Source organism: Nostoc sp. 'Peltigera membranacea cyanobiont' 213, assembly GCF_002245975.1.
Taxonomy (GTDB): Bacteria; Cyanobacteriota; Cyanobacteriia; order Cyanobacteriales; family Nostocaceae; genus Nostoc.
In genome coordinates, this window is record NZ_NOLI01000175.1 from 1 (window position 1) to 14,627 (window position 14,627).

General features: G+C 42.7%; 11 protein-coding genes. 5 read left to right on the forward strand and 6 right to left on the reverse strand.

Annotated features, from left to right (window positions below):
• A partial coding sequence (locus tag CDG77_RS30130) for a WD40 repeat domain-containing protein (RefSeq protein ID WP_143857122.1) occupies positions 1 to 760 on the forward strand: 760 nt, incomplete at its 5' end.
• Positions 761 to 1,188: 428 nt separating this feature from the next.
• Here the strand turns inward: CDG77_RS30130 and CDG77_RS30135 are convergent.
• Positions 1,189 to 1,896 carry a Uma2 family endonuclease gene (locus tag CDG77_RS30135; RefSeq protein ID WP_094332917.1) on the reverse strand — a complete coding sequence of 236 codons (708 nt, stop codon included), beginning with the start codon at positions 1,894 to 1,896 and terminating at the stop codon, positions 1,189 to 1,191.
• A 63-nt stretch (positions 1,897 to 1,959) separates the two neighbouring features.
• Positions 1,960 to 2,706 carry a Uma2 family endonuclease gene (locus CDG77_RS30140; RefSeq protein WP_094332918.1) on the reverse strand — a complete coding sequence of 249 codons (747 nt, stop codon included), beginning with the start codon at positions 2,704 to 2,706 and terminating at the stop codon, positions 1,960 to 1,962.
• Between the two features lie 182 nt (positions 2,707 to 2,888).
• Between CDG77_RS30140 and uvrA the strand changes: the two genes are divergently transcribed.
• Positions 2,889 to 5,777, forward strand: a complete 2,889-nt coding sequence (uvrA, locus tag CDG77_RS30145; RefSeq protein WP_094332919.1) for an excinuclease ABC subunit UvrA — start codon at positions 2,889 to 2,891, stop codon at positions 5,775 to 5,777.
• A gap of 246 nt (positions 5,778 to 6,023) precedes the next feature.
• Here the strand turns inward: uvrA and def are convergent, their stop codons facing one another.
• Both def and CDG77_RS30155 read right to left on the reverse strand, forming a co-directional pair.
• Complete coding sequence (gene def, locus CDG77_RS30150; protein ID WP_094332920.1) at positions 6,024 to 6,554, reverse strand: peptide deformylase; 531 nt, start codon at positions 6,552 to 6,554, stop codon at positions 6,024 to 6,026.
• A 114-nt stretch (positions 6,555 to 6,668) separates the two neighbouring features.
• Positions 6,669 to 7,919, reverse strand: coding sequence for an HhoA/HhoB/HtrA family serine endopeptidase (locus tag CDG77_RS30155; RefSeq protein WP_094332921.1), 1,251 nt, complete (start codon positions 7,917 to 7,919; stop codon positions 6,669 to 6,671).
• Between the two features lie 164 nt (positions 7,920 to 8,083).
• Here CDG77_RS30155 and dnaA point away from each other — a divergent pair, with 164 nt between their 5' ends.
• Positions 8,084 to 9,466, forward strand: coding sequence for a chromosomal replication initiator protein DnaA (gene dnaA, locus CDG77_RS30160; RefSeq protein WP_094332922.1), 1,383 nt, complete (start codon positions 8,084 to 8,086; stop codon positions 9,464 to 9,466).
• Positions 9,467 to 10,085: 619 nt separating this feature from the next.
• Here the strand turns inward: dnaA and CDG77_RS30165 are convergent.
• Positions 10,086 to 11,405 carry a hypothetical protein gene (locus CDG77_RS30165; RefSeq protein WP_094332923.1) on the reverse strand — a complete coding sequence of 440 codons (1,320 nt, stop codon included), beginning with the start codon at positions 11,403 to 11,405 and terminating at the stop codon, positions 10,086 to 10,088.
• A 59-nt stretch (positions 11,406 to 11,464) separates the two neighbouring features.
• Positions 11,465 to 12,538 carry an undecaprenyldiphospho-muramoylpentapeptide beta-N-acetylglucosaminyltransferase gene (murG, locus tag CDG77_RS30170; protein WP_094332924.1) on the reverse strand — a complete coding sequence of 358 codons (1,074 nt, stop codon included), beginning with the start codon at positions 12,536 to 12,538 and terminating at the stop codon, positions 11,465 to 11,467.
• 84 nt (positions 12,539 to 12,622) lie between these two features.
• Between murG and CDG77_RS30175 the strand changes: the two genes are divergently transcribed.
• Complete coding sequence (locus CDG77_RS30175; RefSeq protein WP_094332925.1) at positions 12,623 to 13,459, forward strand: hypothetical protein; 837 nt, start codon at positions 12,623 to 12,625, stop codon at positions 13,457 to 13,459.
• A gap of 384 nt (positions 13,460 to 13,843) precedes the next feature.
• Positions 13,844 to 14,617, forward strand: a complete 774-nt coding sequence (locus CDG77_RS30180; protein ID WP_094332926.1) for an SDR family oxidoreductase — start codon at positions 13,844 to 13,846, stop codon at positions 14,615 to 14,617.
• Positions 14,618 to 14,627 lie beyond the last annotated feature (10 nt).

The window sequence follows — 14,627 nt, forward strand, 5'->3', positions numbered from 1 at the left end:
CGCCAGTGGTGACAACACGATCAAATTGTGGAATCGGGAGACGGGCAAAGAAATTTCCACCCTGAGTGGGCATAGCGATTGGGTCAACAGCGTCGTCTTCAGCCCGGATGGCAAAACTTTAGCTTCCGCCAGTGATGACAACACGATCAAATTGTGGAATCGGGAGACGGGCAAAGAAATTTCCACCCTGAGTGGGCATAGCAGTTTCGTCAACAGCGTCGTCTTCAGCCCGGATGGCAAAACTTTAGCTTCCGCCAGTGCTGACAAGACGATCAAATTGTGGAATCGGGAGACGGGCAAAGAAATTTCCACCCTGAGTGGGCATAGCGCTGCGGTCATCAGCGTCGTCTTCAGCCCGGATGGCAAAACTTTAGCTTCCGCCAGTGGTGACAACACGATCAAATTGTGGAATCGGGAGACGGGCAAAGAAATTTCCACCCTGAGTGGGCATAGCGATTGGGTCAACAGCGTCGTCTTCAGCCCGGATGGCAAAACTTTAGCTTCCGCCAGTGATGACAACACGATCAAATTGTGGAATCGGGAGACGGGCAAAGAAATTTCCACCCTGAGTGGGCATAGCAGTTTCGTCAACAGCGTCGTCTTCAGCCCGGATGGCAAAACTTTAGCTTCCGCCAGTGCTGACAAGACAATCAAATTGTGGAATCTGAATCTTGATGATTTATTAGCACAGGGTTGCAGTTGGCTTAAGGGTTATTTGGCTAGCCATCCTGATGCGGTTAAGGTGTGTTCGGGGGAGTAGGGAGAGGGGAAGCAGGGGGGCAGGGCTGTAGGTGATGGATGCGATCGCAATACGGTTCGGATAAGACTCGATCCCCCCAACCCCCCTTAAAAAGGGGGGCTAAAAAATGGCTCTATTTCCCCCTTTTTAAGGGGGACTAAGGGGGATCTTTAAGACCTATGCACTTAACCGAACCGTATTGGATGCCGCAGCTACGCCCGTCGTAGACATCGCTTGATAACAAAGGGACAAAATTCAAGTTCTGAACTCGGCGTTTCAAGTTCCGAACACCAATAGCCGAGCAAAAAGGTCGAAGTTCCGAGTTCCGAACACCAATGACCGAGCAAAAAGGTCGAAGTTCCGAGTTCCGAACACCAATGACTGAGCAAAAAGGTCGAAGTTTCGAGTTCCGAACACCAATGACCGAGCAAAAAGGTCGAAGTTCCGAGTTAAACCTCTGGTTCTACTCCCAGCGCTTTTAACTGAGCGGCTAATCTCTCTGCACACTGGCGTTCTTTTGCTGCTAACTCCAAACCCCACAGTAATAATTCGTCGTTGTCATCCCACCAACGAAACCAATAACCTGTGCGGTTTTCTCGGCTTCCTTGCCATACGCCTAAAAACAAGTTCATTTCGGCAATCCAGTGACAATTATTTGCATCCGGTGTTTGCAGTTCATAATGTCCTAAATCATCTCGCCGATAAACTTCTAAGACTCCGCCATCTGGTTCAAAAATGGCATAGTTTGGCACTTGTAAAATCTGCTCATAATAAAACCATTTACCTGGGGGATAAGTCGGTTTACTAGAATACTCTCCACCTTCGGTATCTGAGAGAAATTCCATCACAATTACGGGAATATCACCTTGGAGTCGTGGCGTATAACTGCGCTTCACTTCTTCTCGTGAGACTCGAATAGATGGTACATAACCCCAATCTGGTGCTTTGACCACAAATCGATTATTTAAGGTGGCGCAGATACCGTAGTTAGTGATGGTTAAAGCATCAGTGGGCAATCTGCCAGCAAGTTCCAAGCTTTCTGTTAAAGCAGCAGCCAAGAGTGGCTGATTAATGTTATCCACTGGCTCGTTGTCTAAAACAAAATCATCAGGTAACTTTTCCCAGGTGACATTATGAGTGGCTGCATTGGCTAGCATAATCAGAATATCTTAAGTACAAATTCAATTTCTAATGACCCGATTAAAAAATTGCACACGGCGTTACTCCTGAGCAAGCGATCGCACTTCTTCCACTGACAATCCCAAAGCTTGGGCAATCTGTTCAATGGTCAAATTCATTTGCAATAATCGGGGTATGGCATCTCTTCTAGCTTGTTCTGCAAGTTCCGCCCGTTGGCGTTCTTGCTCGGCGTTGCGAGAAATTTCTGTGTAAGTTAAAAACCGTTTTCCATCAGGGCGATATAACTGTAAACCCTCTGGTGATGGAGCAAACCTAATTTTTAACCGAGGACTAACCCAATCTTCCATTTGGGGGATGACATCTAACCCATCTTCGCTACGCAACCATCCATGCAAATTATTTCGCTCAGGATCGTAAATGTAGTACTCTTCTACGCCATAGCGATCGTAGAAAAGTAATTTCTTGTCCATTTCAGTTTGGGTGTTGCTGGGAGAAAGAATTTCAAACACTACTTGTGGTGCAACTCCCTCTTCCTTCCATTGTTGATAGCAGAGGCGATGTCTACGACGGGCTACGCCTACGCCTTTTGGTCTACCCAATACCACCAGCACATCTGGGGCGTTAACAATTTTGTTACGTCCCTCTACGGGATACCAAAATAAATCACCGGCGACAAATACATTTGGATCGTCAGCAAATAGCCAATCTAGATTCTGCTTAATTTCTACAATCCAGCCAAACTGTATAGTATTATTAGCGATTGGTTGTCCGTCACTATCTGGGTAGATGACCTCTGGCTGGGTCGGCGGTTGGATTTGCAACACCATAGCTTCGCCCTCAGAAGGATATTTAATCGGGATGCTTCCAAATTAGCAGAGTCTTAAGGATGTCTGCGGCATGAATCTAGAGGAAGAACTAATTAAAACAGTACGATTGTTCTACTATAAACTAATTAAAGATAGTATTATTAAGGACTGTTTCATAAGAAACTCCTTCTTCGCCGCCCAATATGTCAGACAAACAGCTAGCAGCATCCTTGAATGGACATCTTCCGTACCCCAGCCACAACAGCCAGAATACCATTCGGATTCGGGGTGCTAGGCAGCATAATCTGAAAAATATTGACTTGGAATTGCCACGCGATCGCCTAATCGTATTCACTGGCGTTTCGGGTTCTGGTAAGTCTTCCCTAGCCTTTGACACCATTTTCGCTGAAGGGCAACGTCGCTATGTCGAATCCCTCAGCGCCTACGCCCGGCAATTTCTCGGACAACTGGATAAGCCGGATGTGGAAGCCATTGAAGGCTTAAGTCCAGCAATTTCTATTGACCAAAAATCAACGTCTCATAACCCGCGTTCTACTGTCGGTACGGTGACAGAGATTTACGACTATTTGCGGCTGTTGTTTGGTCGGGCTGGCGAACCCCATTGTCCGATATGCGATCGCTGTATTGCCCCCCAGACAATCGATGAGATGTGCGATCGCATTATGGAATTACCAGACCGCACCCGCTTCCAAATTCTTGCACCCGTTGTCCGGGGTAAAAAAGGCACACATCGTAAGCTTTTGTCAAGTCTGGCTTCCCTTGGTTTTGTCCGCGTGCGAATCAATGGCGAGATCCGCGAACTGTCAGATTCAATTGAATTGGATAAAAATTTTACCCACACCATCGAAGTGGTAATTGACCGCTTGGTGAAAAAGGCTGATATTCAAGAGCGTTTGGTTGATTCCCTGTCTACGTGTCTGAAGCAATCGGGTGGGATTGCAGCCATTCTGGTGACTTTGCTTGGTGACGACGGACAAGAAAAAGAAGAAGAATTAGTATTTTCGGAAAACTTTGCCTGTCCAGAACATGGCGCGGTAATGGAGGAATTATCACCGCGATTGTTCTCCTTTAACTCGCCTTATGGTGCTTGTCCGCACTGTCATGGCATCGGGACTTTAAGAAGATTTGCGCCAGACTTGATCGTACCCGACTGGGAAGCGCCAGTTTATGCTGCGATCGCGCCTTGGTCAGAAAAAGATAATTCTTATTATTTGGAATTACTCTATAGTGTCGGACAGATTTATGGGTTTGAGTTACAAACGAATTGGGGCAAGCTGACAGAAGAACAGCAACAAACTATTTTGTATGGCGAGAAAGATGAACGTGCCGCAGAAGCACAGAGAAAGCAGAGTTTTAAAGGTGCTATTCCAATTTTGCAACGGCAATATGAGGGTGGTTCAGAATTAGTTAAGCAAAAATTAGAGCAGTATTTAATCGATCAGCCGTGTGAAGTTTGTAAGGGAAAACGGTTAAAACCGGAAGCCTTGGCGGTTAAGTTGGGACAATATGGAATTTTAGAATTAACTAGTGTATCAATTTCGGATTGTCGGGAGAGAATTGAGCAATTCAAGTTGAGCGATCGCCAGTTACAAATTGCTGATTTAGTCCTGAGAGAAATCAAAGCTAGATTGCAATTTTTGTTAGATGTCGGTTTAGATTACCTCACCCTCGATCGTCCCGCCATGACCCTTTCCGGTGGCGAAGCCCAACGAATTCGTCTAGCAACGCAAATTGGTTCTGGATTAACAGGAGTTCTCTATGTTTTAGATGAACCGAGTATTGGTTTGCATCAACGAGATAATGGCAGGTTGCTGAAAACTTTAACGAAATTGCGAGATTTGGGTAATACATTAATTGTCGTTGAACACGATGAAGAAACAATTCGCGCAGCTAACTATATAGTTGATATTGGCCCTGGTGCAGGAATTCACGGCGGAAATATTGTCGCCCAAGGTGATTTTCAGGCGTTATTAGCAGCAGAAGATTCCTTAACGGGTGCATATTTATCAGGAAGGCGAGTAATTACCACACCAGCAGAACGCCGAGAAGGGAATGGGCGCAGTTTGGGAATTAAAAATGCCCATCGCAACAATTTACAAAATATAGATGTAGACATTCCATTAGGTAAACTCGTCTCCATTACTGGTGTGTCTGGTTCTGGCAAATCTACCCTGATTAACGAATTACTGTACCCATCTCTGCAACACCATTTAACTAAGAAAGTTCCCTTACCCAGACACCTGGATAAAATTCAGGGATTGAATGCGATTGATAAAGCGATCGTTATCGATCAATCTCCCATTGGACGCACACCACGTTCCAACCCTGCAACTTACACAGGAATTTTCGATGCCATTCGGGATGTATTTTCCCAAACAGTAGAAGCCAAAGCTAGGGGTTACAAACCCGGACAATTTTCCTTCAACGTCAAAGGTGGACGCTGCGAAGCTTGTAGCGGACAGGGTGTGAATGTGATTGAAATGAACTTTCTCCCGGATGTGTACGTGCAATGCGAAATTTGTAAGGGTGCAAGGTATAACCGCGAAACTTTGCAGGTGAAGTACAAAGATAAGTCGATCTCTGATGTCCTGAGAATGACAGTTGAGGAGAGCCTAGACTTTTTCCAGAATATACCCAAAGCGATCGCGCGTTTGCAAACTTTATTTGATGTCGGCTTGGGTTATGTCCAACTAGGACAACCTGCGACTACCTTATCAGGTGGTGAAGCGCAACGGGTAAAATTAGCAACAGAACTATCTCGACGCGCCACAGGGAAAACACTTTATTTAATCGATGAACCGACAACAGGGTTATCTTTTTACGATGTCCACAAATTGTTAGATGTGTTGCAAAGATTGGTGGATAAAGGAAATTCAATATTAGTAATTGAACACAACTTAGATGTAATACGTTGTTCTGATTGGGTGATAGATTTGGGGCCAGAAGGTGGCGACAAAGGTGGAGAATTGATTGCTGTGGGAACACCAGAAGAAGTTGCAAAAAATCCCAGGTCTTATACTGGGCAATATTTACAGGAGGTGTTGAAACAGTATCCGGCAGTGAAGAAGTAGAGTTTTTTATCTTACCCAAAGGTGCAAAGACACAAAGCAAAGAGTGCGAAAAGAAGGACTTTTATTAAGAACTCCTTTTTTCTTGTTGCGTGTTATCCTTGTATGGATACACACTATACTCTAGGGATATATTAGGTAATTATCAAAAAATTCAATTAAATAATTCGTAATTCGTAATTCGTAATTAATAACACTACTCCCCACTCCTTAGAGACGCGATTAATCGCGTCTCTTGCCCACTCCCATTTATTTGTTAACTATTCGTTGTTGATATTCTTGCTCAGTAATCATATCGAGAGTGTTTTCTATCCGATCTACAAATACGATCCCCTCAAGATGATCGGACTCGTGTTGAAAAATCCGAGCGATAAAATCGGTTAATTCTTGCCTTTGTAAATTGCCTTGATAGTCAGTGTATTCCACTTCAATAGATTTATATCGAGGAACTAACCCCCTAATTCCTGGAACACTTAAACAACCTTCCCAATCTTTGACAAGTTCGCTAGAATGAGCAATAATTTTGGGATTAATCATAGCAGTAGGTTCCATTTCCGGCGCGTTGGGATACCTGGCATTTGGACGGGAAGCCACAATAAATAAACGATAGGATTGTGCTACTTGAGGCGCAGCGATTCCCACGCCGTTAGCCTTGGCAACAGTGGCGATTAAGTCTTCAATTAATTTTTGGATATGCTCATCTTGAATATTCTCAACCCAAGCAGCATTTTGGCGCAATATTGGATTGCCTAATTGAATAATTGGCGCTAATTCATTCATTGGGGAACTCCTTTAATAAGTGGGGAATTGGGAATGGAAAATGAGGAGTAGAGTAAGTATGTCAGTTGCTTTTAAAATGACCAATGACCAATAACAAATGACAAATGACCAACTTTATCCTTCACGTCTCGCTGGTAAAGCAGCAGGTTGGATACCTAGTTGGACAATTTGTCCATTGCGTTCCACCTGTATTGGTAACTTAGTACCGATTTTGCTATTTTCGACTAGCTTTTGCACTTCTTCAATTTTAGTAACAGGCTGGTTATTAATGCTTTTAATCACATCACCGACTCGTAGTCCAGCCACAGAAGCAGGCGATCGCGGCACAATATCAACGAGCAAAACGCCGTCATCTGCTGTAATATTTAAGCGATCGCCTGCTATATTTTTTATTCTTTCTTTCTTTTCTGGTGTCAGCGTCACCATCTGAACACCCAAATAAGGATGATCGACTTTGCCTGTAGCAATTAATTGCTGGGCGATTTTTTGCACGGTGTTAATGGGGATAGCAAATCCCAAACCTTGAGCGCCTCGGATAATAGCTGTGTTCATCGCTATTACTTGTCCGCGAACATTAAGCAATGGCCCGCCAGAATTACCAGGGTTAATCGCAGCATCTGTTTGGATGTAATCAACCCGCTTATCACTAGCACCGATATCGCTACTAGAACGCCCTGTAGCACTAATAATTCCAGAAGTAACGGTATTATTCAAGCCTAACGGGTTGCCAATAGCTATTACCGCTTCTCCTGGTTGCAAAGCATCGGAGTTACCTACAGATAGGGTTGGCAGATTGTTGGCATCAATTTTAATCGCAGCCACATCAGTTACCGGATCTTCACCCAGTACTTTCCCATCAAAAGTCCGGCCATCTTTGAGGGTGACAGTCACTCTATCAGCACCATCTACCACATGGGAATTGGTCACAATTTGACCAGAAGAATTAATGATAAATCCAGAACCGCTACCCCGCTCTACTCGTTGTCTAGGCTGTGGCGTTGCGTCTCCAAAAAATCGCCGGAAAAATGGATCGTTAAATTCGTCTGGTACGCGAGAAGTGATTGTTCGGGAAGAATCAATGCGAACTACCGCAGGCCCTACTTGTTGCACTACTTTTACCACAAAATTAGGGTCTTCAGATGACGATAAAATCGGCGGGGGGACAATTCCCAGATTGGGTTGATTGGGTTCTATTGTTTTTGGGGCTTGAGTGTCGCTTTGTCGAGTCTCAAAGGTCTTAGCTGGTACAAGAGAGCAGCTTCCCAAGAACACCACTGCTACCCCATATAAGAGCATCCAGAACCTCTGGGGTAAACCCTTGGGATCGACCTTTTTGGGTGCTAAATCATGGTTTGTTGTCTTCATGTGTCGTTGCTTCTCCGTGTCAGTCAGTGAATGTTAGGATCTTGCCTACTGGGTATGTCCCAAAATGATTACAACTTAAAAGCTTATTCTAGGTCTAGCGTGTGTCAATGCTAAATTGATGCTTTATCTTCTATTGTGACGATTAGCAGCAAAGGTGGTGGATAATGGAAATTTCCATAGAAAGTCTGTGGAGTCAGGTACTAGAGCGCCTACAGCTTGAACTATCTCGACCCACCTTTGAAACTTGGATCAAAACCGCTAGTGCAGAGCGATTAGAAAATAATTGTTTGGTAATCCGCACTCCTAACCCATTTGCCCGTAATTGGTTACAGAAGTATTACATCAATACCATTGCTCATGTAGTCCAAGATATTCTCGGTCATCCCGTAGGAATTTACATTACTGTGGCTCAAGGTGATGAGGTTTCTCATTTTAGTGAACGAGAGATTTCTTGGGAATCACAAAATTCTAGCAGTATTCCTAAAGCTGTTTCTCATCGCAATCAGAAAACTACTGAATTAAACTCTAAATATGTCTTTTCACGCTTTGTAGTTGGTGCCAACAATCGGATGGCTCATGCTGCTTCTTTGGCAGTTGCCGAATCTCCTGGTAAAGAGTTTAATCCTTTATTTTTATGCGGTGGCGTGGGTTTAGGTAAAACTCATCTCATGCAGGCTATTGGACATTATCGCTGGGAAATTTCGCCTGATTGTAAAATATTTTATGTTTCTACGGAGCAGTTTACTAATGATTTAATTACAGCCATTCGTAAGGATAGTATGCAAAGTTTTCGAGAACATTATCGAGCCGCCGATCTTTTGTTAGTTGATGATATTCAGTTTCTAGAAGGAAAGGAATACACCCAAGAAGAGTTTTTCTATACTTTTAATACTTTACATGAAGCTGGTAAGCAAGTTGTGATTGCTTCCGATCGCCCTCCTAACCAGATTCCTAGTTTGCAAGAACGTCTTTGTTCTCGGTTTTCTATGGGGTTAATTGCAGATATCCAAAAGCCAGATTTAGAAACGAGGATGGCAATTTTGCAAAAGAAAGCCGAAGATGAAAATATTCGTCTTCCCCGCGATGTAATTGAGTATATTGCTTCTAACTATACTTCTAATATTCGAGAATTAGAAGGAGCTTTAATTCGGGCGGTGGCTTATATTTCTATTTGGGGCTTACCGATGACGGTGGAAAATATCACACCAGTTTTAGAACCGCCTAACGAAAAAATGGCAGCCACCCCAGAAGCGATTTTAAAGGTTGTGGCGGATAATTTTGATGTTTCAATAGATGACCTCAAAAGTAACTCCCGACGAAGAGAGATTAGCTGGGCGCGTCAATTAGGAATGTATCTCATGCGCCAACATACGTCTCTGAGTTTACCGAGAATTGGGGAAGAGTTTGGTGGTAAAGACCATACAACAGTAATCTATAGTTGCGATAAAATTACTCAACTCCACCAGAGCGATCGCACTTTAGCACAAACTCTCCGCCAACTGAGCGATCGCATCAATCTCACTAGCCGTTCTCAAAAACCATCCTGAAGATGTATTTTCAGTTTTCCACAACCTGCACTGCGATCGCTAGGGTTGACGGCTAAATAATTAGTCGGAAATATTAAGTAACGTCTAAAAATTGATTAAATTTAACTTAAAGTGGGGAAAAAATCTTCCTTTCTGTGGATAAATCTGGAAAAAACTTGATATTTTGCTGATAAAACTTAATTAAGTATAATTACCTTGTGGAAAACTACATAAGTTTTTCCACAAGTTTTCCACAAGGTAAACTTGCCTAATATCATATCCCATTGAACACAAATTCCTGACTTTAGGGACTTCCAAATAAAAAAATATCCCAAATTTTCTTGTGGGATGGGCATCTTGCCCATCCCACAAAATGGATAATTTATTTCTTGGAAAGCCCTTAATCCCTCTCTTTGGTAAGGCTACGGTGTAGACCAAGTATTGTTCTGTATATAGCAATCCTAAATGAGTCGTGAAAATCTCTGATTTCCCTCTCTGCGTTCTCTGCGCCTAGTAAGGTTAATTCTCTCGTTCCCATACTCTACCTCTAGGAGTATGGGAACAATCAAGAGTCATAATTAAGTGACTGATTGCATTCTGACACCTAAATTCTTCTTCAATTTTCTCTCAAAATACGACATTACTTCTTGATTAAAAAATATGCTGTAGCATACTCTGGCAATTGCGCGATATTTTGTCCAAATTCTTGTTTATTCTTAAATATACCTGCCAAAAAATCAAGTTGATAAAGATTGGGTAAAAAGGCTCCTCCTGTATCAGCAATGACTCCCATTCGCAGATATTTGCGACCACCTTTAGTATGCTCAATTACAACCACTTTACCTAAACCGATATTCAAAACATCTCCAGCAAAAGTGACTCCGGGTTTGATAGAAATTTTTGCATCTATTTTATATCCATAGCCTTTAATAGCATCAACTTCTCTAAAATACCAATAACGCTTTTGTGCTGTTGCCTTCAATCCGCGAATATAAGCCATTCCATTATTTCTGTCTACATTAAAAAATGCCTTATAACCATCGGTAAAATTAATCAGGATTGTTCCTTCCATAATTGCTTCTTCTAAGCCATTTCTGGTTAGATAAGCAAGACTGGTAACTTTTCCAAATTCTCTACCACCTGGTTCATAAATACCTGACAAAACATCTTGCTTTGTATATTTAGTGTAGAATTTATCGTTATTGGCGTTTTCTTTTAAGCTATAAATTGGTGTATTAAAAGTAGAGGTTTTGTTGCGAGAACCAGGATGAGTGAAAACAGCATATTTAGTAATTCGTAATTGTTTTTGCTGTTTATTCTTGGGGTTGTAGGCAGACCATTTAATAACTCGAAAATTGGTATTTATAAAGTTAGGATCTTGTAAACGAGTAGCTCGATTATTAGCAATATCCTCCTTTAAGACAGCAATCATGAAATTCAAAGTATTGAGAACATCTGGCACAGTCACACCTTGAGTTGCAAGCATTCCTGTACGGAGAATATCTGGATCTTCTGAGGAGTAGTCTTGAAAATATTTTCTAGTATTAACGAGAACAGTTAATAAATCTTCTTGCTCGAAGTTAACCTTACTACTTGGTAGTTTGCTTGGGGTAACAACCTGGCTGCCATTAATGCTAAATTTATATTTTTTGAACTCATCGACAACTGAATAAGGTGCAGAAGCTGATATCAAATCTTGCCGAGATAAAATAGCATTTGGCTTCCCAATAATTTCATCAGAAGAGATTTTTTGAGATCCAAAAGAATTTTGAAACTTTGAAGTTAGGGAAATCTGTGATTGAAGTGGGGCAAACTTGTCAGGCTGAGTCAAGGACTGATTTTGTTGGGCTAGCTGTTTAGTTTTTGGCTGAGTATATAGATAGTTGCTGGCTAAACTGACAAGTAATAAAGCAGCAAAACCTACTGTGAGGCGGAATTTTTGGTTAAATAAGATATTCATAACCTAGAGAATAAATTCCTATTGTCTCTTACTATCTTCAATTTTGAATTTTGAATTTTTTAAGTTTCTACCACCTCACGCACTAATTGCGCTAATTTTTCGGCACTATCGGGAACTGCGATCGCCTTTGCGTTTTTCCTCATCTTTGCTAACTCTTGCGGTGACTGCAACAAATTCAACACATTACTTTGCAATTCTTGGGCCGTCAACTCTGATTGCTTCAACGTTAACGCCGCACCAGATGAAGTAAATACGTCTGCATTGTAAGATTGATGGTCTTCTGCGGCAAAGGGATAAGGAATCAAAATTGCTGGTGTTCCACACACTGCCAATTCTGTCAAGCTACCTGCACCAGAACGACTAATGGCAAGAGTTGCTCGTTGTAACAACGCCGCCATATTGTTGTAAAAAGGTAAGGCTATGTACTGTGGGTGTTTGAGAGTATCTGCTTCCTCGTCGCGATCGCCAGTTAAATGGACTACATAAGCACCAGCATCAAACCAAGCTTTTGCAGATTCGCGCACCAATTTATTAATCGCAACTGCACCCTGGCTGCCACCAAAGACGACAATTAAAGGAACACCATCAGGAATGGCTAAATCTAGGGGTGCATTAATTGCCCCATCCAGAAATTGCGCTCTTACGGGAGTACCAACACAGACATTTTTGGCACGGGGCAAATACTTAGCAGCAACTTCAAATCCCAAGGCTACGGCACTACACCAAGGGCCGAAAAAGCGAGTTACTTTACCGGGTAAGGCGTTAGATTCGTGGAAAACCACGGGTAAACCGAGGGAACGCGCCGCAATCACGGCTGGCCCCGCAATGTAACCCCCTGTGGTAAATACCCCTTGAAAATTTCCCTGCTTGAGAATTCGTCTGACTTCTAGAATCGAAAGGGCGAGTTTGCCGAAGATGCGAATCGAGGCGAGTCCAAACCCTTGCTGAAACCCTTCAACTGCAATAGTATTCAAGGGATACTCTTTAGGGACAAGTTGAGTTTCTAGCCGATTGGGTACTCCCAGCCATTCAATTTGATAATCTGGAAGTTTTTGTGCCAGTGCGATCGCTGGAAACAAATGTCCACCAGTTCCACTGGCAGCTATTAATAATCGTATCGGTGCGTTTGCCATCAAACCTCTACCGTTTAGCGTCTAGCTTAACTAAGATAAAACAATTTCCTGACTTTCTCTCATCAAATCAGTAAACTCTTCTCAATGACTAAAATTATTACAGCCTTAGTGAAACGTCAACTCAGATTTTCAGCCAGTATTTGGTTGATTTCTTTCCCGATCGCCCTTGGTTTAACAAGTGGTTGGCAACGCACTCAAGCGACGATACCACAGCAATTAGCCCAAGCTGGTACAGTTCAAAATGCACCAGCCGATCTAAAAAATCTGTTGACACAAGTTGATGCAGCTGCCAGTCGGGGAGATGTCAAAGGGGTGTTGCAATTTTACAGCCCTTCTTTCACTCATGGGGATGGATTAAACTTCCAAACTCTGGAAAAGTCTTTGACTTCACTTTGGCAACGATATCCCAAATTGCAATACAGTACCAAACTGCTATCTTCAAAATCTGAAGGGAATGGGATTATTGCTGAAACAGAAACGAAGATAACTGGCTTACCCTCCAGTAACGGTAATAAATTGGCTCTCAATGCCACCATTAAATCGCGTCAGCGCATTGAAGGCGGCAAAATCGTCCGCCAAGATGTTTTGACAGAACGCACCCTACTTACCTCTGGCAGTAAGCCACCCCAAATTGATATTAAATTACCAGAGCAAGTACGAGTTGGTCAGAAGTATAACTTTGATGCGATCGTTCAAGAGCCACTTGGTGATGATTTTCTACTAGGAACGGCGCTAGAAGAATCTATCCAACCAGATAAGTTTCTCAACCCCACACCTGTCGATTTGGAATTACTGACATCTGGCGGACTATTTAAAACGGCACAAGCACCATCTACCCCTGGTAGCCAATGGGTTTCTGCTGTCATCCTGCGGGGTAATGGGATGACGATGGTAACTCAGCGCCTACAAGTGGTGAAGTAGTAGTTAGGAGTAGAGACGCGATTAATCGCGTCTCTACAGGAGTTAGGAGTTAGGAGCGACTGATGGTAAATTATGAACTATAAAACTTGTACTAAGGAATGCAAACATTAATAACCTGCAATTCTGATGGAACGGAGAATGGTGCCGTACTCTCCTTGCTAACACACCCTACTTTTACGCTTTATTTAATCCACGTTCATAATTCATAAGTAGAACGACTTGAAAAAAACAAACTATGTAAAGTAATGTAAGTTTAGCGAAAATAAATTCGTAGTAAGGACTTTAGTCCTGATTTGAGAACTAAAGTTCTCACTACAAACCTTTAATTATTTACCCTGTTCCACTTAATTTATAACTATTAACTCCTCACTCCTAACTATCCTAATGACTTCCCTACAAAATCAAATTATTTTGATCGCTGGTGCAAGTAGTGGTATTGGTACTGCTTGTGCGAGAATCTTCGCTGGTGCGGGTGCAAAACTGATTTTAGCGGCACGACGGCTAGAACGTTTGCAGCAGCTAGGAGATAGTCTCAGTAAAGAATTTAATCCTGAAATTCATTTATTACAGCTAGATGTGCGCGATCGCAGTGCTGTAGAATCTGCTATTTCTACTCTACCGTCTGCCTGGTCTGATATCGATATTCTCATCAACAATGCTGGTTTAAGTCGTGGTTTAGACAAGTTGCACGAAGGTAAATTTCAAGACTGGGAAGACATGATTGATACTAACGTTAAGGGTTTACTTTACCTTTCACGTTATGTCATTCCGGGAATGGTGAGTCGCGATCGCGGTCATGTAGTAAATTTAGGTTCCATTGCCGGACATCAAACCTATCCTGGTGGTAATGTCTATTGTGCTACCAAAGCGGCTGTCAGAGCAATTTCTGAAGGTTTAAAACAAGACCTCTTAGGAACGCAGGTACGTGTAACTTCCGTTGATCCTGGGATGGTAGAAACGGAATTTAGCGAGGTGCGCTTTCACGGAGATGCTGAACGCGCCAAAAAGGTCTACCAAGGAGTTACACCCCTGACAGCAGATGATGTGGCTGATGTGATATTTTTCTGCGTGACGCGATCGCCCCATGTCAATATTAATGAAGTTGTGCTGATGCCTGTTGACCAAGCTAGCGCTACCCTAGTTAATCGGCGAACTTGAAGGAGGCAGG